The sequence below is a fragment of the Staphylococcus pseudintermedius genome (genome assembly GCF_034042775.1).
In the GTDB taxonomy this organism is placed as follows: domain Bacteria; phylum Bacillota; class Bacilli; order Staphylococcales; family Staphylococcaceae; genus Staphylococcus; species Staphylococcus pseudintermedius.
This window is the reverse complement of record NZ_CP120150.1, coordinates 1,326,045-1,347,757: the sequence shown is the minus strand read 5'-3', so window position 1 is coordinate 1,347,757 and position 21,713 is coordinate 1,326,045. Positions and strand designations below refer to the sequence as shown.

Genomic DNA, 21,713 nt, shown 5'->3' with positions numbered 1-21,713 from the left:
TCACCTTTTAATTAGTTCGTTTTGGGTTTATAAGCTAAGTGCATTGCAGCTACGCCACCTGTAAAGCTACGGACTTTGACATTTTCAAAGTTGACACCTTCAAACATTTTCTTTAAAGTTTCGCGATCTGGAAAATCGAATGCAGACTGTTGAAGCCATTCATATTCTTGTTTTGATTTCGCAAAAATTTTGCCAAAGATAGGCATCACAAATTTAAAATACAAACGATATCCTTGCTTGAAGACAGGCATTGTCGGTTGGCTTGTTTCTAAACACACAACCATACCACCTGGTTTCAGGACGCGATACATCTCTGACAATGCTTTTGAATAATCTGGAATATTACGTAATCCAAATCCGATCGTTACATAGTCAAATGTATTGTCATCAAACGGCAATGCCATCGCATCACCTTGAACAAGTCTAATGTTGTCCATATGCGCCGTTTTTTCTTCGCCCACTTTAAGCATATTTTCACTGAAATCTAATCCAGTGACTTCACCTTCCGGCCCTACTGCTTGGCTTAAAGCAATGGTCCAATCAGCAGTCCCACAACAGACGTCCAAAGCAATTGTCCCTGCTTGGACATTCATTTCTTTCATTACTTTTTTACGCCACACTTTATGTTGTTCGAAGCTAATAATATTGTTTAAACGGTCATATTTGCCAGAAATATTTTGAAACACTTCATGGACTTGTGCTTTATTTGCCTTGTTTTTAGTCATTTTGAAACCTCATTTACTTTTTGTATAGTTTTGTAATGCGATGATTATGTCATTGATCTCATCCGTCTGCCAATCAATTAAATAACTCAGTTGTTGCACGTCGAGTTGTTGAATCAGTTGATGGCGTATATCATCAAAGGACTGTTGGATACGGTAATGTTTCATCAATACTTGAATTAACAATGTTTCAATCGTAATCATCATATCTTTTAAATTTACATCAGTGCGTATATCCTTTTGATGTTGAATATAAGATTTTAATTCATTTATTTTTACAATTGCTTGGCTCATTTGAAGTTGTAGTTCAACATCTTTCAAATCAGCAAGTAACTGATAATAGTGTGCACTCAGCAAATCACCTATGAGTATGGCATCACGTTCATAATGATAGTAACTGATACGATCAAGATGTTTCATTGATGTATCAATAGAGAGACACGCAAGTTTTGCATTTAAAGGCACATCAAGTTGATCTAACAATTGACTTAAAGTTCGATTGATATGTATATTTTGGGGGCGATTGAGTTGGTTCAATCGTTTATCAAGTTGTTGTTGTAAACATTCAAAAGTATTCTCCATTTGACACACCTCTAATTTTAATCACTCTCTATCTTAACACTATCAACCTAAAAATTAAATCTGATTTGCTTTTTTTGTCATAAAAGCCATGAATGAAGTTTGATGTCGCTTGATTTAATGTTGCTGAAAAAATTCGTATCAAACAAAGTGACGAGGTTTTCTTCGTCTGAAGTGAATATATTTTGTTTAAAAAGTATGGAACAAAAATGTATATACAAATCAATGGAGATAGATGTATCGCCTTGATAGGACATCACAAATGAAATGATATAAAAAAAATGAAGGATTACTTTCTTAAAGAAGTTTATAAATCGAGATGAAGTGGATAAACTTTTGAATGATAAAAAACAAAAGAAGTCTATGTTTGAATTCAAATCGTTTGAACAGTCTTAAAATGACGAAGTTATGAGTGGCATTAGTCATAGGAAAGGCTGGAAAACACCATTGTGTCCCAGCCCCTTTCCTAATAATTGAATTATTTCACAGCATCTTTTAATGCTTTACCTGCTTTGAAAGCTGGAACTTTGCTTGCAGGGATGTCAATTTCTTTACCTGTTTGAGGGTTGCGACCTTTACGTGCGGCACGCTCACGTACCTCAAAGTTACCGAAACCAATTAATTGTACTTTTTCACCTTTAGCTAATGATGTTTGAATTGCTTCAAAAACAGCATCAACAGCTAAACCAGCTTCTTTTTTAGTTAAATCAGCTTGTTCTGCAACAGCGTTAATTAAGTCAGTTTTGTTCATGTCAATTCACCTCCTCAAAGGTTATGTAATGATAATTCAATTACCATTATGGTATGACTTTAACACAAGCGAATGCAAGACTGCAACGATTTATACAAGAAAAACGTTGATTTAATCGCTTTTTGTCGATTTTTTTATAATTTTGTCATGAAAATGGTCAATTTCTATCTTTATTCCGATTTTTTTGTACGTCCCATTAACGTTTTGACTGCCTGTTCAACAGGTTGATTTTCGAATAAAACATGATACAATGCTTCAGTAATTGGCATTTCAACATTTTCTTTTTTAGAAAGATTGTACACCGATTCAGTTGTGTACACCCCTTCAGCGACCATATTCATATGATTCATGATTTCATCTAAACTTTTCCCTTTACCAAGTTGGTAACCGAGAGAGTAGTTTCTCGAATGTGTAGAAGTACACGTTACAATTAAATCACCAATGCCACCTAAACCTTGGAATGTGAGCGGATCGGCACCAAGTTTAACGCCTAAACGTGTAATTTCTGCTAAACCACGTGTCATTAAAGCAGCTTTTGCATTATCACCAAAGCCCATACCGGCAAGGACACCGCTCGCGATAGCAATAATATTTTTAAGTGCACCACCGAGTTCTACGCCGACAAGATCATCATTTGTATACACACGTAAATAATCCGTCATGAATAAATCTTGTATCAATTTGCGTAATTCTGGATTACTTGAAGCTGCTGATACGGTGGTCGGTTGTTTGATAACCACTTCTTCGGCATGACTTGGACCAGAAAGTACGCCAATGCCTGCGTTATATTCTGGTGAAATGGAGTCTTCCAACATTTCTGAAACACGCTTAAATGTTGCATTCTCAATCCCTTTAGTAACATGAATAAAAGATTTTTTTGAAATAAGCAATTGATTGACTTGCGACATGACCTCTCTAATCGCTTTTGTTGGCAGTGCGATTAAATAAATATCTGAATGGTCAATAGCGGTCTGAATATCTGTTGTCGCTTGAATTGTCGAATTAAGCGTAACCCCTTTTAAATAATTATGATTTGTATGTTCATGGTTGATTTCGTCTATTGTTGTTGATGTTTTACCCCACATTAATGTGTTGTGGCCATTGTCTGCAAGCACATTAGCCAATGCAGTACCAAAACTTCCTGTACCAAACACTGTAATGTTCGTCATGTTTATCCCCTCCATCTAATTTCGTTTGCGTGCAATGATGTGTACCGGTGTGCCTTCAAATCCAAATGCTTGTCTAATTTGATTTTCAAGATAACGTTTATATGAGAAATGCATCAGTTCGACGTCATTCACAAAGACAACAAACGTCGGCGGTTCAATCGCAACTTGTGTCGCATAAAAAATATTCAGTCGACGGCCTTTATCCGTCGGCGTAGGATTCATTGCAATGGCATCCGTGATCACTTCATTCAATGTTGAACTTTGAACACGTTTTTTATGATTTTCGCTCGCTTCGTTAATTAATGGGAAAAGTGTACGTAAACGCATTTTTTCTTTTGCTGATACGAAAGCGATTTGTGCATAATCTAAAAATTGGAAGTTTTTACGTACCTCATCCATAAACTTTTTCATCGTATTGCTATCTTTTTCTAAAGTATCCCATTTGTTAACAACGATCACAATCGCTTTTCCTTCTTCATGGGCATATCCAGCAACACGTTTATCTTGTTCAATAATGCCTTGTTCTGCATCTAATACAACAAGAACGACATTGGAGCGTTCAATGGCTTTCAATGCACGTAATACGGAGTACTTTTCAGTTGATTCATAAACTTTCCCCTTTTTACGCATACCCGCTGTATCAATAAGTACATAATCTTGGCCTTCATAGCTATATACGGTATCGATGGCATCTCTAGTTGTACCAGCAATATTAGATACGATAACGCGTTCTTCGCCTAGAATGGCATTGATCAAACTTGATTTCCCTACATTAGGTCGACCGATTAATGACAAACGAATTGTATCATCGTCATATGGATCTGAAGTATCTTTTTTAAAGTGTTTTGCGACCTCTTCTAATAAGTCCCCTAAACCTAGACCGTGTGAGCCCGAAAGTGGGAAAGGTTCTCCAAAACCGAGTGAATAGAAATCATAAATATCATTACGCATGTCTGGATTATCGACTTTATTAACAGCTAATACAACAGGTTTTTTAGATTTATAAAGTATTTGAGCCACAAGTTCATCATTTTGCGTGACCCCTTCACGTACATTAACCATGAATATGATAACATCAGCTTCGTCAATTGCGATTTCAGCTTGTGCGCGAATTTGAGTTTGGAATGGTGCGTCTCCGATCTCGATACCACCTGTATCAATCACATTAAATTCATGTGTGAGCCATTCACCGCTTGAATAAATACGGTCACGCGTCACACCAGGTGTATCTTCAACAATAGATACACGTTCTCCGACGATGCGGTTAAAAATTGTAGATTTTCCTACGTTAGGACGCCCCACGATAGCAACTACAGGTTTCGTCATGCTTGTTCTTCCTCTCTATGAATAACTTAAATATTAAATATATCAGTCTGTGCAAGTATATTTCGCAATGTACGATACATAACAACGTTATTATATCACGTGAAGTGTAGCGAACAAAAGCATTGGTGAAAAGTATCCCCTTACAAAGTGTAGGAATACATTTTTATTTATTTGAATAGGGTTAGAAAGATGGGTTTTGACTTTTGCGTTAAAAATGCAATGCGGTAATATAAGTGGATTTGGTATCGGGATAAGTATGAAAAAAGTTCGAGAAGTGGTACCGATAAGGCGGTAATCAAGTTTGATGAGCGAAATTTCGTAATAAAAGAACTAAGGTTACGTGAAATAACCTTAGTTCGAAATAGATTATAAATTTAAGTCTTTCAACTTATCACCGAAAACGTCACCTAAAGTTGGGTTGTTTTCGTTTTCATCAGCAGGTTGTGTATAGTGCTGTGTTGTTTCCTCAGAAGCTTCTTCCGTTTCTTCGTCAGGATTTGCTGCTTTAATTGATAGTGAAATACGTTCTTCTTCAGGATTAATACCTAAAATTTTAACTTGAACAGTTTGACCTGGTTCAAGAACTTCGCCAGGTGTACCGATATGTTTATGGCTAATTTCTGAAATATGCACAAGGCCTTGTAAGCCACTGCCGATTTCAACAAATGCACCAAATGAAGCTAAGCGCATTACTTTACCTTCAACAATGTCGCCTTCACTATATTTCTCTTGAATTGTTTCAAATGGACTTGGTAATGTATCTTTAATTGATAATGACACACGTTCAGAATCTTGTTCAACTGAACGAACTTTAACTTTAACAGTATCGCCAATAGAAACAACTTCTTCTGGTGATTTTACATGTTCGTGAGATAACTCAGAAACATGGACTAAACCATCAACGCCACCAAGGTCAATAAATGCGCCAAAGTTAGTTAAACGCGCAACTTTACCTTCAATTACGTCGCCAGCTTTAATCGATTGTAATAATTCTGCTTTTTTCTTTTCGTTTTCTTCTGCTTCTACGGCTTTACGACTTAAGATGACGCGATTTTTTTCAGGTTCAAGCTCTTCAACTTTGAGTTCAAGCACACGTCCTTCATAATCAGAGAAATCTTCAATGTAATCAGTTGAAATTAATGATGCAGGAATAAAACCTCTTTGACCTACATCCACAACTAAACCACCTTTAACGACTTCAGTTACTTTCGCTTCAATCGTTTCGTTGTTCTCTAATTTCTCTTGTAAATAAGCATAAGACTGCTCTTCTTCTAATTTACGTTTAGAAAGGATGTAACTGCCTGTTTCGTTTTCTTCATCAACTTCAATTTTAGTCACATAAGCGCCAATTTCGTCGCCGACTTTGACCACTTCGTTTGCATTTTCAACATGATATGTGGAAAGTTGACTAATTGGAATAATACCGTTGTATTTACCGCCATTGACGTGAACAACAACGTGCTTATCTTCAATTTGTTGTACTTCTCCTGTAATCTTATCGCCCTCTTTAATGTCATTAATCATTGATTCATTGAATTCTTCAGTCATCATGATTGCCTCCTTATACTACTACATAATAATAACTTCTTATAAAAGTCTTGAATTGTCAAGAAATTTAGATAAGTTAGAATAAAATAAATTAAACCGCATTTACTAAAGACAGGATCTTATCTGTGACTTGTTCAATACTCAAGCCAGTTGTGTCGATTTCAATTGCGTCTTCAGCTTTTTTTAACGGTGAAATTTCTCTGTTCATATCGTATGCATCTCGTTCAGCAATATCTTTTTTCAATTGCTCAATAGATGATTCGATACCTCTTTCTTGGTTGTCTTTATAACGACGTTCAGCTCGCTCTTCTACAGATGCAATCATATAAACTTTTACTTCTGCATCAGGAAGTACGGTTGTCCCAATGTCTCGGCCGTCCATAACGATGCCCTTGTCCGCTGCAAGTTTTTGTTGCACTTGAACTAAAAATTGACGTACCTCTTTTATAGACGAAACATAGGACACATTTTGCGTTACATCGTTTTCACGTAGAAAATCAGTCACATCATTATCATTCAAAAAGACACGTTGACCCTTTTCAGCATCATAACCGAGGCGTAAATCAATTTCGGAAATGAGTGATGTAAAGTCGGTGAATCGTTCTTTGTTATTTAAATAATAGTATGTGATTGCACGATACATTGCGCCTGTATCTACATATATCATGCCTAATTGAGCAGCTACTCTTTTTGCTATCGTACTCTTACCAGCGGCTGCCGGTCCATCTAATGCAATATTAATCGCTTTCATACGTTACCTTCCTTGTCGTTTGTTTAACAATATTTTATCATAATAATGGACTATTTTACGAGGAGGAAGCTAAATGAAAAATTTATTAGTCATCCATACGGGTGGCACAATTAGTATGTCAGAAGATGAATCGAATAAAGTGATGACGAATGACGACAATCCGATTACGCATCATCAAGATGTCATTGCACAGTACGCTAACATAGATGAACAGGTGCCTTTTAACGTCCCTTCTCCACATATGACAATTGATAATGTCAAAATTTTAAAAGAAATCATTGAGGACCCAGACCATTTAACACACTATGATGGTTATGTGATTACACATGGCACCGATACGTTAGAAGAGACTGCTTTTTTACTAGACTTAACGATTTCGACGTCTAAACCAGTCGTTATTACAGGAGCTATGCGTTCTTCCAATGAGATTGGGTCAGATGGTTTATACAATTTTATTTCAGCTATACGAGTAGCGATTGAAGAAGAATCCGCAGGTAAAGGTGTCATGGTGGTTTTCAATGATGAGATACACACAGCGCGTAATGTCACGAAAACTCATACTTCAAACACGAATACGTTTCAAAGTCCCAACCACGGTCCGCTTGGTGTGATTACTAAAGCAGGTGTCTATTTTCACCATAGACCGTATGAGCGTCAATTTTTAACAAATATTAATGCTTCACTACAAATTCCGTTAATTAAAGCACATATGGGTATGGGATGCGAAATGTTGGATTTTTATGCAGAACGTCATGTAGATGGTCTCGTGATTGAAGCGCTCGGACAAGGTAATCTTCCTCCTACTGCCATGCCAGGTGTCAATGCATGTTTGGATAAAAATATTCCTATTGTTCTAGTATCAAGATCATTTAATGGGATAGTGAGTGCGGTTTATGCATATGAAGGTGGCGGTCATCAATTATTTGAAAAAGGTGTGATTTTTTCAAACGGTTTGAACGGCCAAAAAGCGAGATTAAAGTTACTCGTCGCATTAAGCAACGATTTTCAACATGATCAAATTCAAGATTACTTTAATGTATAAAACGACACGAGGTCTATATAAAAAAGAGATATCATTATGAAAATAGCCGCTCTTAATTGTGGAATTGAGATACGGCTATTTTTTGTGCATTTACACAGTATCATGTGTTCATTCTTTTTTAGATATGAAATGTATGAAATGCGTAAGCTACTCTCCACATTCACAACCATGGTATGATATATTGAAAAAATTACACAATAAAAATGCGTCATGTCATATAAAATTAAATGCCCTTCATCAGTAATATCAACGACGAAAGGCTTTTTGATAATATTTTGAGTAAACACTCATACAATTTATGATTCTAATGGCGATTGCTTTTTAGTCAATATATGACGGGCAATGGCTTCACCATGATATTTACCGTTTTCGATAAAAATAGTATTCGCATCATTGCCAGCCGCGATAACCCCAGCGATATAGCAGTTTTCAATGTTCGTTTCATACGTTTCGGAATTGTATACCGGTGCTGTTCCATATTCATTAGTATGAATGTCGATACCAATAGATTGCAAAAAGTCATAATCTGGGTGATAACCAATCATCGCAAACACGTAATCATTATCGATTGTGATGGTTTCTCCTTCTTTTTCAAACATCACTTGATCTTCTGTAATCTTTGTCACTTGACTATTGAAATGCATTTGAACATTACCTCGACGAACGAGTGATTCAAAATTCGGTAATATCCATGGCTTAATCGCTGGTGAATACGTCTCACCTCGATAAATAACAGTGACACGTGCACCTGCTTTTTCTAACTCAATTGCTGCATCGACTGCAGAGTTTTTACCACCGATGATGACAACGTCTTGGTCAAAATACGGATGCGGTTCTTTAAAATAATGCATTACTTTGGATAGCTCTGCACCTTCTACTTCTAACGTGTTATGTTGGCCGTAATAACCAGTCGCAACAGTTAAATAGCGACATTGATATACATCTTTAGTCGTTGTTAAAGTGAAGTGATCATGCATTTTTTTCACTGTTAACACTTCCTCAAATGCATTGACCTTAAGTTGATGATGTTTAACAACTTCACGATAGTACACTAATGCTTGATTTCGACGTGGTTTTAATTCTTCTACAATAAAAGGCACGTCACCAATACTTAATTTATCGCTAGAAGAAAAGAAAGTTTGATGTGTCGGATAATGGTAAATCGCATCCACAATATTCCCTTTTTCGATAACTAGTGTGTCAATACCTTTTTTCTTTTGTTCAATGGCGGCACTCAGTCCACATGGGCCACCGCCTATAATAATACTCTCTACAGTTTTCATTTTTATACTGAAACATTAAAAATGTGCGTTCACAAACGTCAATTATGCTACTTTAATGTTTCATATTGCCTCCTAATTCTCATACTAGCATCGTATATGATAAGAACTGTGATAATCCTTGTATATTATATCAACTTTTATAGTGATTCTAAATGGAAAAGTTTGTGACAGTCACTATTGCAAATAGAATGGCAATAAAAAACAACCTTATCCATTGAATCAGGATAAGGCTGCATTTATCAAATTTATGGAATGATGAGCTGTTGTCCGTTCGAAATGTTGTTATTTTGTAAACCGTTCGCACGTTTAATTTTTTCAACATTTTCAGGTGAACCATTACCGTAATATTGAATAGCGATACGATATAAGTTTTGGTTACCATTCACGACATGAGTCTGTCCGCCAGCAGATTGACCTTGTTGATAAGTGTTTTGTTGGTTATTGATATTGCTATTATTTACGTCGTTTTGACTATTATTCGGATTGGATGTCTCATTTGGATCTGAAGCATTTGAATTGTCACTATTATTGGCGTCTGACTCTGATTGATCATTGTCATCCTTACTGTTGTCGTCGCTATCTTTTGAAGCTGTCGCTTTATCGGAATCAGCTTGTTTATCGTCTTCGTCTTTAGATTGACTTTGTTGATTGTCATCTGAATTTTTCTTCGTATCCTCTTTTTGTGCGACTTCTTGCTGATTATCATTTTGATGATCTTGATTAAAGAGATACATGCCACCGAAAATCGCAACTGTACCTAAAAGAATAATCGCCGCTAGTAACGGTAAAAGCTTTTTGAAAAATCCACCGCCAGATCCATTTGAAACAGTCGTCTCTGAAGATTCAGTTTCTGGTTGACGTTCTGGTGTTTGTTGCGCATGAGCTTTTGAAGCGCCTAAACCTGTTGCTGCGCCAGTCGACGCACCTGCCGCAGCTTTTTTTCCTTTGTTCCCTTGAGGTTTGCTGTCTTCTAAAGTTGGGTTTTCGTCTTGTTTTGGACTTTGATCATTTTTCTCCATGCCCGCTCTTGCCACACCTGTCGCGCCTAAACCTGCCCCAGTGGCCAAAGCTTTTTTACTCTTGTGGGGTTCTTGTTGCTCTCCTTGTTGATTGCTTTGTGCTTCATTTGTCACTTTAGGTTGTTGCTTTTTATTATTTGTCATTTGAACATTTGCACCAGTTCCAACAGCTGTATGGCCTGATGTTGCAGCTCTTTGACCTTTCGTATCCTCTTTCGCTGGTTCATTTTGCATTGAATCAGCTGTTTGAGCACGTTTGCCTTCAGCGTCATGTTGCGTGTGATTAAGGTGATTGTCATCACTCTTTTTAACGCCACCAATCGGACCTGTTTTTTTGTCAGCTGCTGCTTCTTGTGGGTTAGTCTGCGTATCTTTTTGTGTAGGTTTAGCTTTTGATATACCGAAATCTCTTTTTCTGCGGCGTCTAGAAGCATTTCGTGGCGGGAATTGCTGTTCCTGACTTGCTTGAGGTTGATCATCTTTTTCATTTATTGCTTCAGTTGTCTCGTCCTCGTCATGATGATGGGACTTAATTTCTTGACGACTGCGTTCAAACTCATCTTTGAAATTATCTTTTGACACTTAACATTCATCCTTTCCATATCAAATGTACAATAACGATTTGAAAGTATAAACTTTGATACGATCAATATCAATTCATCACATCTATTTAATTCTATGTTGTCGTTAAATCGCCTAATACCATTTACCCTAAATTATAACGGGTTTAAATTAAAAGTGAAAGCATTGTGAAAATTAATGAAACAAATTTTCCAACTTTTCAATGTAAGTTAACTTTCTTTTAACTTTTTTCTTATTTTTTTCATAAACTGGACTAAGTGCCTCGCATTGATCACAACATGCATCTGTCGTTTCTTTCGTCATACCAAAGTAATTCAGTAAATGTTGACGTCGGCATTGTTTGGTTAAAATATAATGATACATATGACGATAACCTTGTCTTTTCATGTCTTCATTTTGAGTGAATATTTGTCTAAGTTGTTGAAATGAAAAAGCTTCAGTTAATACATCTAAAATGGCACGTTTTTCACTATCAATCATTTGACCGACTTCATATTGGTCCACATCTGAAGCATGCATGATATTCACTAATGCCAACGTCTCCATTAAATACTGGTCGTCTGGTTGAAACAGTGCAATGGCTTGACTTGGAAGCCCATCTCTACCCGCACGTCCTATTTCTTGTAGATAACTTGAAGGTGTCGTTGAAACGTGAAAATGAATAATGGTACGAATATCTGGTTTATTGACGCCCATGCCAAAAGCACTTGTTGCAACGATAATTCGTATGTCGTTGTTTAAAAACTGTTGTTGAACGGTATGACGCTCTTGATAAGATAGATCTCCATGGTATATTCCCGTTAAATACCCTGCTTCATAAATCGAAGTTGCTAAATCTAAGCTGACCTTTTTGGACGACACATAGACAATTGTTGGACCAGACGTCGCAATTGTATCAATTAACCAATTCACTTTTTCTTCATATGATGACATGAATTTTACAGATAAAGCCACATTCGGTCGGTCCATCGAGTGTTCAATGACATGAATTGATTTTTGAATGACACGCTGAATATCATCTTTCAAGTGTCGCGTTGCAGTGGCTGTCAGTGCAAGTATGGTGGCTTCGTTAAAATAGCGTATCACTTTACCGATCAAGGCATAGTGTGGTCTAAAATCAAATCCCCATTCAGATAAACAGTGTACTTCATCAAGCACAATCATGCCGAATCGGATATTTTTGAAAAGATGAAAATGGTGCGGCTGTAAAATAAATTCAGGACTCACAAAAATAAATCGGGCTTGTGTTAACTGTTGGAACGCTCGCTTTTTGGCCGCTTGTTCCATCCCTGAATGAATCGCGACGACATGGTGTTCTCCTTGCATTTTCATCTGCATCACTTGATCGTCCATTAACGAAATGAGTGGCGAAATGACCAAGGTCGGTTGTTGCTTCATATAAGTTGGTAGTTGATAACAAAGCGACTTACCACTTCCGGTCGGTAAAATCCCGAGTGTATGTTGCCCTTCTAGAACGCTTGAAATAATACTTTCTTGACCGGGGCGGAATGTTGTAAAACCAAAATATTGTTTTAAAGCATCTTTAAGCATGTAATTCTCCTTTTGCGCTGCCAATAATCGCGAGTTTAAGTTCAAAATAGGATAATGTGTCAAATTGTTCTTTGTACAGTTTTAATCGTTGATAGGGGTGCGCTTGATAAAATTTAAGAAATTCATTATACGGATGCGTGAAAAAATCATCATAGTTTGTTAAAAGCTGTTTCATAAACAAATCAAGAATATGATCTTTTATCGTCGTTTCCCGTACTTGCTCAATTTGTGCGACTTTTGCTATTGAATATCCTTTTTGTAGCAATTGTAACGTTTGCATTACTCGATCGGATAATTCTATAGGCATGATACATTGTGAAAGTATTGGAAACGTATCAGCATTTTGAATGAAAAGATAAATGGATAATAACTCTTCGTAATATGCAGTATACAAATCATGGATATCAATGGACTCAATCATGCTTATTTGGGCAAACGTGTACATCGGTTCGTCATATCCAGTCAATAAGTAATGCGTATATAATGTGTCATGTTTCTCGGATAGCATTTTAAATAATGTTGTGACCTCTTCTTCAAATGCATCTTGTAATTGCTGTTGCTCAATTTCATAATAAATAAGGCGTACAACTTCGTGAATGTCGACTTGTGATGTAATAGGCAAAAATGTACGTTGATTGTGTTGAATATGAGAAACCGTTTGAACTAATAGCTGAAATGCTTTAAAAGTAGCGTCTAAAGTTGAATACGTCATACGATTGCTTGTTTGAATAGTCGTATGATGGTATGACTCATGACTAATCATTTGTTCCAACTGTTCATACTTTAATTTGGGTGCACAGCCATAGAGTGATAATATATTTAAAGAAACAGCATCAAAAAAAGTTTGATGAGATTTTTTACCTATGATAATATTAAAGATGCTTTTTTTAGTTTTGTAGGCTGATGCATGATGATAGAGATATAGAATTAATTGTTTCATGTTTAGACCTCGTTAAAAACGTATATATTGAAAAATCGGGTACACAGAACTACAATAAAATTATAATGTGAGTATGGTACTTTGAAAAGGGAGGCGAAAAAATGGCTAAATATACAATTGTTGATATGGATACTTGTATAGCTTGTGGTGCATGTGGTGCAGCTGCTCCAGATATTTATGACTACGACGATGAAGGTATTGCATATGTAATTTTAGATGACAACCAAGGTACAACGCCAGTACCAGAAGAATTGTATGAAGATCTTGAAGATGCTTTTGAAGGTTGCCCTACTGACTCTATTAAAGTTGAAGAGGAGTCATTTGATGGTGACGCACTCAAATTTGAATAGTTCATATTGAGGACACTTGTCTTTAATATTAATATAAAACAACTTAAGGTCTAAGTAAACTAAGATGAGGGTTGAGTAGAAAAATGGTTTGATTACCATGCTACTCAATCTATTTTTTATGTTTTGAATAAAAATCCGCTTTGTATTGATAGAAATCATATCCGAACATTCTTTACATCAACAGCTTTATTGTTTAACTATTGCTTCACTCATTGACTATAAAAAAGGCTGGAAACCACAATGTCCCAGCCTGTTAAGATATTTATTTCAAAATATGTCCAATGCGTTGATAGAGCAATATAAAAATAATAGATATCAATGCGCCTTTGATGATGTTAAATGGAATAATGCCTGCTGCGATAATCAACTTAAGATTATTCGCGATATCAGTAAGGTTCATTATCATGCCATAGAGTGGGAGTAACACGAAATAATTCATGACAGCTAACACAATGGTCATGACAATAGTACCAGTAATTAATCCTAAAATGAGATGTTTTGTTGATTGATTATTACGGTAGATTCCATAACTTACAAGTAATAAACTCGCACCTGCTAAAAAGTTAGCAATTGGCCCAACAGGATCACTTAAGTTAAAAAAGAAATTCAGTAAGTTTTTAATTAATTCAACGAGCAAACCCGCAACCGGCCCGAATGTAAATGTCGCCAATAATGCTGGTGCATCACTAAAATCAATCGTTAAATATGGCGGTAAAAATGGCAACGGAAACTTTATAAATGTCAGTACAATTGCAATTGCACTTAACATCCCTACCGTTATCATTCGTTTCGTTTGCTTTTGTTTCATAAAAAAGACCTCCCATTAAATTCATCTTTCACGAATAGGAGGAATAAAGAGCAACACAAATAAACCTCCATCTTCTCCCATCCAGACTTTAACTGTCGGCTCTAGAATCTCACTAGATCAGCCACAAAGATGCTGAACATCATTTGCAGGTCGCAGGCTTATTTTACTGCCGGTTGGGAATTACACCCTACCCCGAAGATGAATTAATTTTTTATTATTTTCGTTAATAGTTTACATGAGATAACTTTTGAATACAATCTATTTGCAACAACTTAAACATCCTGAAGATATAAATAAAGAACGGCGATACCTCGATTTTAAAATGAGATATCGTCGTTCCTGTAGAAATTCATCCTTGCTTAATCGATTTCTTCTACATGTGATTTTTTAGGTAATGAAATGATAAATTTTGTTCCTTTGTCGAGTTCACTTTCTACTCGGATGTGACCACCATGCGCATTTACAATCATGCGTGTAATAAACAATCCAAGCCCTGTTCCTTGTGAGCCCCTTTTACGTGCAGAGTCCACTTTATAAAAACGCTCGAAAAGTTTCTCTAAATGTTGAGGTGCGATACCAACGCCCGTGTCTTCAATAGTTAAAATTTGATGGTCATGATCCGCCGTTGCTTTAATTGAAATTGTATCGCCGGGTTGTGTATAACGTGACGCATTATCGACAAGGTTCGTCAACACTTGTTCCATGCGATCAAAGTCATAGTACCAAAGTGAAGCCATCTCGCCGTCCATTTGAAAATCTAAGGTCAAATTTAGTTCTTGTGCTTGTTGACGATATTTCATCGCCATTTTTCTAACTAAATCTTGCATCGGTTGCACTTCTTGCGTAACATTCAACCCCTCAGCATCCATTTTCGCGACATTCAACAATTCATTGACTAAGCGACTTAATCGTTTAGACTCGTCTAATACAACCGTCAAAAATTCATTGATTTCTTCCGGTTCAGTGACGACACCATCCACGATCGACTCGGTATAACCTTGTAATAATGAAATCGGTGTGCGCAATTCGTGAGAGACACTTGCAATAAAGTCTTTTTTCACTTGTTCAAGCTCATGTTCGTTTGTCATATCACGTACGATAGCAACAAGGCCGCCTTCACCGTTAGTTTGAATTTTTTTAATATGACTCATAATAATCACATAAAAACGTTGATTCATTTCATATTCTCGATATTCCGTTTTTTGACTCTCAAATGTATCTTCAATTTGTAGATTAAACATTTCGCGGTCGGATTCGTTAAATTCTGAAAGCATCCGTTCAGCTAAAGCGTTTGAAATAATAATTTGTTTTTTATGATTGATACCTAATACCCCTTCAACCATTGAATTAATAAGGGTGTCACGAATATTTTTAGATGTCGTTAACGCATCGATATGCGTTTGAATACTGCGACTCATTTTGTTAAAAGTCATCGCGAGCTCGCCAATTTCATCTCTCGTTTGAATTGGTACACGCTTGTCATAGTTTCCTCGAGCGACTTCTTTCGCCTGGGTTTTAAGTTGACGCAGTGGATTCGTAATACGTGTTGATAAGAAAAATGCGAAAACCGTTGTAATGGCTAGGAAAACGACAGCTGTAATTAAAATCATAACCGTAATGATGTTATTTGTATCATCAATACTCTTTAAATCTTGATAAATAAATATCGCTGAAGATTGGCCGTTGTTATCTTTAGAAGGATAACCGAGTAATACATAAGTATGCGTTTTACCATCAATTTTAAAAGTGACGTGTTGTAACTCAGAATGATTATTTTTTAGTACACGGTCAAAATTTGGATGCTCACTAATTTCTTTAAGCATTTTCTTTTTAACAGTATCTTTTTCATTGATATGCGCACGGTCGGGTAATATAATGAGGCCTTTGTTATCCTCTAACAAAGCTTCACTATGTTCAATGGCGAGTTTTCGATTATCATTTTTAAGTAATACTTGGTTTACGTTTTCAGCACTTTGATAGAGCGCACGTTCAGTTTCTTGCGTGAAATAATATTGGAAAAACGTGATTAATGCAGCACTTAATAAAATTAAAACTGTCGTTACTATTAAAATAATAGTTAACCACAGTTTTACGACAACGTTATTAAGTCGTTTCATCCGACTTGCTAACTTCGAATTTATACCCTACACCCCAAACGGTTTGTATCATTTTTGCTGCATCTGCAGAAACACGATTTAATTTTTCACGCAAACGTTTGACATGTGTATCTACAGTACGTAAATCACCGTAAAATTCGTAATGCCAAACTTCTTTTAATAATTGTTCTCTATCAAATACTTTATTAGGTGTTTTAGCTAAGAAAATGAGTAATTCATATTCTTTTGGCGTAAGATTAACCGGCGTCCCATCAGCCAATACCTTATGTGCATCATTATCAATCGTTAAATGTTTAAATTCAATCATATCACGGGCATGCGGCTCATTTTGTTCAGCTTTTGAAGATTCTGTACGACGTAATAACGCTTTAACGCGCAACACAACTTCGCGTGGTGAAAATGGCTTAACGATGTAGTCATCAGCACCTGATTCAAAACCTTCAACGCGATTATTTTCCTCGCCTTTTGCAGTGAGCATAATAATAGGCGTATCTTTAAGTTCACGTAATTTAACCGCAACTTCAAGACCGTCCATTTCAGGCAACATTAAATCTAACAAAATACATGAATAATCATATTTTGTCGCCATGTCTAAAGCTTCGCGTCCATCACTAGCTTCTGCGATGACATAACCTTCTCTTTCTAAATATAATTTTAATAATTTTCTAATTCGATGTTCATCATCTACGACTAAGATTTCATTAGTCATCATGACATACCTCCCACACATGGTGACATTTCTAACTCAAAGCATATTATACCATAATGATTTCTTCGGGTAATAATAAAACAATGACGTGCGTGCTGACTTGAATAATAGTTAACGTTGTTGTTGACCGTTCTCTGCAAGGTGACGGAGTGATTTCACTTCATGTGGTGACAATACACGCCCTTCTCCAGCGCCGAGCCCTTTCAAAGTGAGCGGACCAAATGAAACGCGTGATAACTTTTGTACACTAAAACCAAAATGTTCAAACATACGACGTACTTGACGGTTTCGCCCTTCAGTAATGGTAATTTCAACAAGTGACGTATTTTTTTCTTTATTTTGCTTTTTCACTTTTACTTTTGCAGGTTGTGTGAGTCCATCTTCAAGTTGAATTCCTTTTTCAAGTTGTTTCACTTGTTCACGTAAAATATACCCTTCTATTTTTGCAACATACGTTTTGGGAATTTTATAGCGTGGATGTGTCATTAAGTTTGTAAACTCACCATCATTTGTTAATAACAGCAGTCCAGATGTGTCATAGTCTAAACGACCCACTGGATAAATACGTGTTTCTAAGTCATCAAAATAATCAGTAACGACTTTTCGACCACGATCATCTGAAACGCTCGTAATGACTTGCGCAGGTTTATAGAACAGGATATAAAGTTTGTCTTCTTGCTCAAGTGGTATCCCTTCTACGGTCACTTCATCAGATGGACGTACTTTTGTCCCTAATTCAGTGACAGTTTTACCATTGACCTGTACTTTGCCTTCTTCAATTAATGTTTCTGCTTTACGTCGAGAGGTATAACCACTGTTCGCAATACGTTTTTGTAATCTTTCTAATTGTTGACTCATTTAAGAATCTCCTTTCTGATTCACCAGTTGGCTGAAAAACGATTCAATTTCCTCTTCTTCTTCATCTGTTGTTGGGAGTGCCTCAAGACTTTCCAAACCAAAGACATTTAAAAATAAATCTGTTGTAAAGAGCTGTTGTCCACGTGCTTCGGGATTAGTTTTAGGTTCAACCAATCCTTTAGCAATCAATGTTTTAACGGGACCGTCAGATTGAATTCCGCGTATCAATTCGATATCATTACGTGTCATTGGCTGATTATAGGCTATAATGGCTAACACTTCCATGGCAGCTTGTGACAATTTGGCAGATGCTTTATTAATGATGAGTGATTCGATATACGGTTCTGCTTCTTTTTGGGTCGTTAAAACATAAGTTTGACCGAACTTTTGTACCATGAGCCCAGGTAACTCAAGTGTATCGATCGCACGGTTTAACGTTTCGTAATCCACGTCGAGTGATGCCATCAGTTGTGCCTCATCAATGCCATCCTCACCAACTGTATACAGTATCGCAGTTAGCGCTTCAGTAACTTTAAGCGTCATAATTTACTCCTTTTCTAATTTCAAAGTTGTGGAAAGCTTTCACTTGTTGCAATTGTATCATGCCTGTTTTTGACATTTCGAGTAAAGCCAGAAAATGTGTGACGACGTGTTCGATAGATTCATTAAATGTAAATAAATCAAAAAATGTAATTTGAGGAACTTTCTTTAATTTATCATAAATGTATGTCGTTGATTGTTGGATGGTATACGTTTCTTTTCGAATATCCACAGTAGTCGGTTTTTTCAAAGAGACTCGTGTTTTCATTTTTTGATAAGCGACGATCAGTTTCGTTAAATCAATCGTCGTATCTTCGGGAAGGCGCTCAGAATATTCATAATGTGAAAGGTCAGTCGGTGGTTTCGTGTAATAATGTTCACGTGCTTGGCGTTTCTCTTCTAACATTTCTGAATAAGCTTTGTAATTTTGATATTCGATTAACTTTTCAACGAGCGCCTCACGTGGGTCTTCATCTTCAACTAAATCAGATGACGTATCAGGCAACAACATTTTACTTTTAATCATCAGTAATTCTGAAGCCATCAATAAATACTCACTTGCAATATTGATCTCTAATTTTTTCATAGCGTGAACGTACTGCATATATTGTTCAGTTAATTCGCGCATAGGGATGTCATAAATATCAATTTCAAATTCATTGATGAGATGCAATAATAAGTCTAAAGGCCCGTTAAAAGCATCTAGTTTCACTTCGTACATATCTGTACCTCATTTCATAACGCATGTAATGTGCATAATAACAAAAAATATTATAACATGTTTGATGTATAACAATAAATTTTTGGAGTGAGCCATGTTGGAAAATGATTTAGTCCATTTTTACTATCAGTTTCATCATGAACAGCATTATTTTCTCTGTCATGATATTTTAGAAGAAGCATGGAAAATGAAACACGCCTTTTCAAAACAAGATGCGGTCGTTAGTTTAATTTTGCTTGCAACAGGAAGTTATCATTATCGTCGTGGTAACTTTAAAGGTGCGCATAAAACATTTAACAAAGCTTATCAAATTATAGTCAATTATTCTGAAGAGACGATGGCCACTTTAGGACTTGTACGAAAAGCCTATTTAAATATATTAACACAATTGATACAGGATACTGCACAAGAAATTCCGTTTTCACCGATTCAGCTCCCCCTCACAGCAACGATGATTGTGAAAGTTAAGATGCAGTTTCCGGATTTTCAGGTGACTGATACAGTGGTAGAGACACCAATGATCTTACATCATCATCAATTGAGAGATAGAAGTGACGTCATTATAGCAAGAGAAGCGGCTTTAGAGGAAAGAAGGAAATAATCTCAAGCCCCTCATTTGTTGAGGCTAAATCAAGATTCTACAAGATTGTTAAATGACGCTTCTATGTAACATGTTAGGCGTCTTTAATGGCCAACTGATCCTCGGGAGTCTCGGGTGGTTCCTGTTATCTTTCTGGGTAACGTATTTCAAACACTGTGATGATTTTAAATCATTATTGGGATGTACTAAAAATTTCGTTTGTATGATTGTGAACGATTTTTATCATTAAATACAAAAAATGGATGGGTATGAAGTGTGAACGGTTAGCTTCTTACCCATCCATTTTACGCTCTTGGATGATAGTCTTGGTAAATTTTACGGATTTGATTTTTCGTAATATGTGTATACAACTGTGTTGTTGATATATCAGAATGTCCTAACATATCTTGTACAGCACGTAAATCAGCACCATTTTCTAATAAATGTGTTGCAAATGAATGCCGTAATGTATGTGGGGTTAAACGCTTCATAATCCCTGCTTTGACACCAGTTTGCTTAATCATTTTCCAAACGCCTTGTCTGGAGAGTGGTTTGCCATGTAAATTTAAAAATAAAACATGTGTGACCGTATGCTTTAATAACTGAGGTCTAATATTTTGAATGTAGTGTGTTAAACAATCAATGACCGTTTCGCCTAATGGGACAATGCGTTCTTTACTCCCTTTACCGAAAACTTTGACAAAGCCCATCATTAAATTGATATCCTCAACTTCAATATTGATCAATTCAGAAACACGTATACCTGTTGCATACAGTAGCTCGAGCATTGTTTTGTCTCGATAGCCGTTAACTTTCGATTCGTCAGGCGCCATTAATAATTGCTCAACTTCTGCGATAGATAAAACATCTGGAAGTTTACGATCATATTTAGGCGTTTCGATAAGTACAGTTGGATCATGTGAGGTATAGTTTTCTCTTAAAGCAAACTGATGGAAACTCCGAATTGTAGATGTAAAGCGTGCAATGGTTTTTGCTGAGCGCCCTTCATCATGTAAAAAACCAAACCACTCTTGAATCATTTGGCGGTCCACAAAGTTCAAATTCGCGACTTTATGCTCAGCCAAATAGTTCAAATAATGATTCAAATCACGGCGATAAGCAGCAATCGTATTGTTGGATAGCCCTTTTTCAATTTGAATAAATCTTAAATACTCATCTCGAATTTCTTCCATAGATTGCCCCCAATTCTGTTCAAGAACTGTACTTGATTATCATTTAGCCCCCTTGCCTTCTTTTTGACAAGTTTCGCAAATACCATGAAATGTCAGACGATGGTCTAAAATTTTAAAGTTATATTCATTTTCTACACGTTCTTCAACTTGCGGTAATAAATCTTCTTCAATTTCATCTACGCGGCCACATTCCATACAAACTAAATGATGGTGGAAATGTTTTGAGCCTTCTTTACGTAAATCAAATCGAGAAACACCATCGCCAAAACTCACTTTGTCGACAACTTTCAAATCTGCTAATAGTTCTAATGTACGGTAAACAGTTGCGAGCCCTATTTCTGGTGCTTTTTCTTTCACTTTTAGATAAACATCTTCGGCACTTAAATGGTCAGCTTCATTTTCGATCAATACACGCACGGTTGCTTCACGTTGCGGTGTTAATTTGTAAGAAGACTGTTGCAACTGTTGCTTCACGCGATTCAGTCTTTCCTCCACGGAAGCCTCACTCCTCTACTGAAAATTATAATTATTACAATTAGACATGTTTTCTTGTTATAAATTACCAGTAATTGAG

General features: G+C 36.3%; 22 protein-coding genes and 1 riboswitch. Of the genes, 3 read left to right on the top strand and 19 right to left on the bottom strand.

Going from position 1 to position 21,713, the window contains the following annotated elements; all coding sequences use genetic code 11:
• Positions 1-11: 11 nt before the first annotated feature.
• The 7 genes from P3U61_RS06440 to cmk all read right to left on the bottom strand — a co-directional run bounded on the left by P3U61_RS06440 (position 12) and on the right by cmk (position 6,846).
• Complete coding sequence (locus tag P3U61_RS06440; RefSeq protein WP_020219613.1) at positions 12-725, bottom strand: demethylmenaquinone methyltransferase; 714 nt, start codon at positions 723-725, stop codon at positions 12-14.
• A 9-nt stretch (positions 726-734) separates the two neighbouring features.
• The gene (locus tag P3U61_RS06435) at positions 735-1,304 is read right to left on the bottom strand and encodes a heptaprenyl diphosphate synthase component 1 (RefSeq protein WP_014613886.1); all 570 of its coding nucleotides are present in this window, start codon (positions 1,302-1,304) and stop codon (positions 735-737) included.
• A 475-nt stretch (positions 1,305-1,779) separates the two neighbouring features.
• On the bottom strand, positions 1,780-2,052 hold the full coding sequence (locus P3U61_RS06430; RefSeq protein WP_014613885.1) for an HU family DNA-binding protein: 273 nt from the start codon (positions 2,050-2,052) through the stop codon (positions 1,780-1,782).
• Between the two features lie 170 nt (positions 2,053-2,222).
• On the bottom strand, positions 2,223-3,221 hold the full coding sequence (locus P3U61_RS06425) for an NAD(P)H-dependent glycerol-3-phosphate dehydrogenase (RefSeq protein WP_014613884.1): 999 nt from the start codon (positions 3,219-3,221) through the stop codon (positions 2,223-2,225).
• 15 nt (positions 3,222-3,236) lie between these two features.
• Complete coding sequence (der, locus tag P3U61_RS06420; protein ID WP_014613883.1) at positions 3,237-4,547, bottom strand: ribosome biogenesis GTPase Der; 1,311 nt, start codon at positions 4,545-4,547, stop codon at positions 3,237-3,239.
• Between the two features lie 366 nt (positions 4,548-4,913).
• On the bottom strand, positions 4,914-6,098 hold the full coding sequence (rpsA, locus tag P3U61_RS06415; protein ID WP_014613882.1) for a 30S ribosomal protein S1: 1,185 nt from the start codon (positions 6,096-6,098) through the stop codon (positions 4,914-4,916).
• A gap of 88 nt (positions 6,099-6,186) precedes the next feature.
• Complete coding sequence (gene cmk, locus P3U61_RS06410) at positions 6,187-6,846, bottom strand: (d)CMP kinase (RefSeq protein ID WP_014613881.1); 660 nt, start codon at positions 6,844-6,846, stop codon at positions 6,187-6,189.
• 73 nt (positions 6,847-6,919) lie between these two features.
• Here cmk and P3U61_RS06405 point away from each other — a divergent pair, with 73 nt between their 5' ends.
• Entirely contained in the window at positions 6,920-7,888 is a 969-nt protein-coding gene (locus P3U61_RS06405; RefSeq protein ID WP_015729141.1) for an asparaginase, read from the top strand.
• Between the two features lie 296 nt (positions 7,889-8,184).
• Here P3U61_RS06405 and ypdA read toward each other — a convergent pair whose 3' ends face one another.
• The 4 genes from ypdA to P3U61_RS06385 all read right to left on the bottom strand — a co-directional run bounded on the left by ypdA (position 8,185) and on the right by P3U61_RS06385 (position 13,263).
• Positions 8,185-9,171 carry a bacillithiol disulfide reductase YpdA gene (ypdA, locus tag P3U61_RS06400; RefSeq protein WP_014613879.1) on the bottom strand — a complete coding sequence of 329 codons (987 nt, stop codon included), beginning with the start codon at positions 9,169-9,171 and terminating at the stop codon, positions 8,185-8,187.
• 245 nt (positions 9,172-9,416) lie between these two features.
• The gene (gene ebpS, locus P3U61_RS06395; protein ID WP_096533257.1) at positions 9,417-10,772 is read right to left on the bottom strand and encodes an elastin-binding protein EbpS; all 1,356 of its coding nucleotides are present in this window, start codon (positions 10,770-10,772) and stop codon (positions 9,417-9,419) included.
• Between the two features lie 174 nt (positions 10,773-10,946).
• Positions 10,947-12,323 (bottom strand): RecQ family ATP-dependent DNA helicase, encoded by a 1,377-nt coding sequence (locus P3U61_RS06390; protein WP_015729143.1) that lies wholly within the window; start codon positions 12,321-12,323, stop codon positions 10,947-10,949.
• On the bottom strand, positions 12,316-13,263 hold the full coding sequence (locus P3U61_RS06385) for a helix-turn-helix domain-containing protein (protein WP_037542991.1): 948 nt from the start codon (positions 13,261-13,263) through the stop codon (positions 12,316-12,318). The genes P3U61_RS06390 and P3U61_RS06385 overlap by 8 nt, the downstream gene beginning before the upstream one ends.
• 101 nt (positions 13,264-13,364) lie before the next feature.
• On the opposite strand from P3U61_RS06385, the gene P3U61_RS06380 reads away from it, so the two are divergent.
• Positions 13,365-13,613, top strand: a complete 249-nt coding sequence (locus P3U61_RS06380; protein WP_014613875.1) for a ferredoxin — start codon at positions 13,365-13,367, stop codon at positions 13,611-13,613.
• Between the two features lie 262 nt (positions 13,614-13,875).
• Here P3U61_RS06380 and P3U61_RS06375 read toward each other — a convergent pair whose 3' ends face one another.
• From P3U61_RS06375 to P3U61_RS06350, 6 genes are all read right to left on the bottom strand, one after another.
• The gene (locus P3U61_RS06375; protein ID WP_323695682.1) at positions 13,876-14,421 is read right to left on the bottom strand and encodes an ECF transporter S component; all 546 of its coding nucleotides are present in this window, start codon (positions 14,419-14,421) and stop codon (positions 13,876-13,878) included.
• Positions 14,422-14,486: 65 nt separating this feature from the next.
• A riboswitch (FMN riboswitch) is annotated at positions 14,487-14,625 on the bottom strand.
• A 155-nt stretch (positions 14,626-14,780) separates the two neighbouring features.
• Positions 14,781-16,538 carry an ATP-binding protein gene (locus tag P3U61_RS06370; protein ID WP_096547891.1) on the bottom strand — a complete coding sequence of 586 codons (1,758 nt, stop codon included), beginning with the start codon at positions 16,536-16,538 and terminating at the stop codon, positions 14,781-14,783.
• Positions 16,525-17,247 (bottom strand): response regulator transcription factor, encoded by a 723-nt coding sequence (locus P3U61_RS06365; RefSeq protein ID WP_026066968.1) that lies wholly within the window; start codon positions 17,245-17,247, stop codon positions 16,525-16,527. The genes P3U61_RS06370 and P3U61_RS06365 overlap by 14 nt, the downstream gene beginning before the upstream one ends.
• Positions 17,248-17,358: 111 nt before the next feature.
• Positions 17,359-18,105, bottom strand: a complete 747-nt coding sequence (locus P3U61_RS06360) for a pseudouridine synthase (protein ID WP_063282605.1) — start codon at positions 18,103-18,105, stop codon at positions 17,359-17,361.
• Positions 18,106-18,648 (bottom strand): SMC-Scp complex subunit ScpB, encoded by a 543-nt coding sequence (gene scpB, locus P3U61_RS06355; protein WP_063284382.1) that lies wholly within the window; start codon positions 18,646-18,648, stop codon positions 18,106-18,108.
• On the bottom strand, positions 18,638-19,366 hold the full coding sequence (locus tag P3U61_RS06350; protein ID WP_065520493.1) for a segregation and condensation protein A: 729 nt from the start codon (positions 19,364-19,366) through the stop codon (positions 18,638-18,640). The genes scpB and P3U61_RS06350 overlap by 11 nt, the downstream gene beginning before the upstream one ends.
• Positions 19,367-19,460: 94 nt before the next feature.
• Between P3U61_RS06350 and P3U61_RS06345 the strand changes: the two genes are divergently transcribed.
• Positions 19,461-19,967: a DUF309 domain-containing protein gene (locus tag P3U61_RS06345; RefSeq protein ID WP_099997518.1), complete on the top strand. Its 507-nt coding sequence runs from the start codon at positions 19,461-19,463 to the stop codon at positions 19,965-19,967.
• A 284-nt stretch (positions 19,968-20,251) separates the two neighbouring features.
• On the opposite strand, the gene xerD is transcribed toward P3U61_RS06345, so the two are convergent.
• Both xerD and fur read right to left on the bottom strand, forming a co-directional pair.
• Positions 20,252-21,139 carry a site-specific tyrosine recombinase XerD gene (gene xerD / locus P3U61_RS06340; protein WP_014613866.1) on the bottom strand — a complete coding sequence of 296 codons (888 nt, stop codon included), beginning with the start codon at positions 21,137-21,139 and terminating at the stop codon, positions 20,252-20,254.
• A gap of 39 nt (positions 21,140-21,178) precedes the next feature.
• Positions 21,179-21,634 carry a ferric iron uptake transcriptional regulator gene (gene fur, locus P3U61_RS06335; protein WP_014613865.1) on the bottom strand — a complete coding sequence of 152 codons (456 nt, stop codon included), beginning with the start codon at positions 21,632-21,634 and terminating at the stop codon, positions 21,179-21,181.
• Positions 21,635-21,713 lie beyond the last annotated feature (79 nt).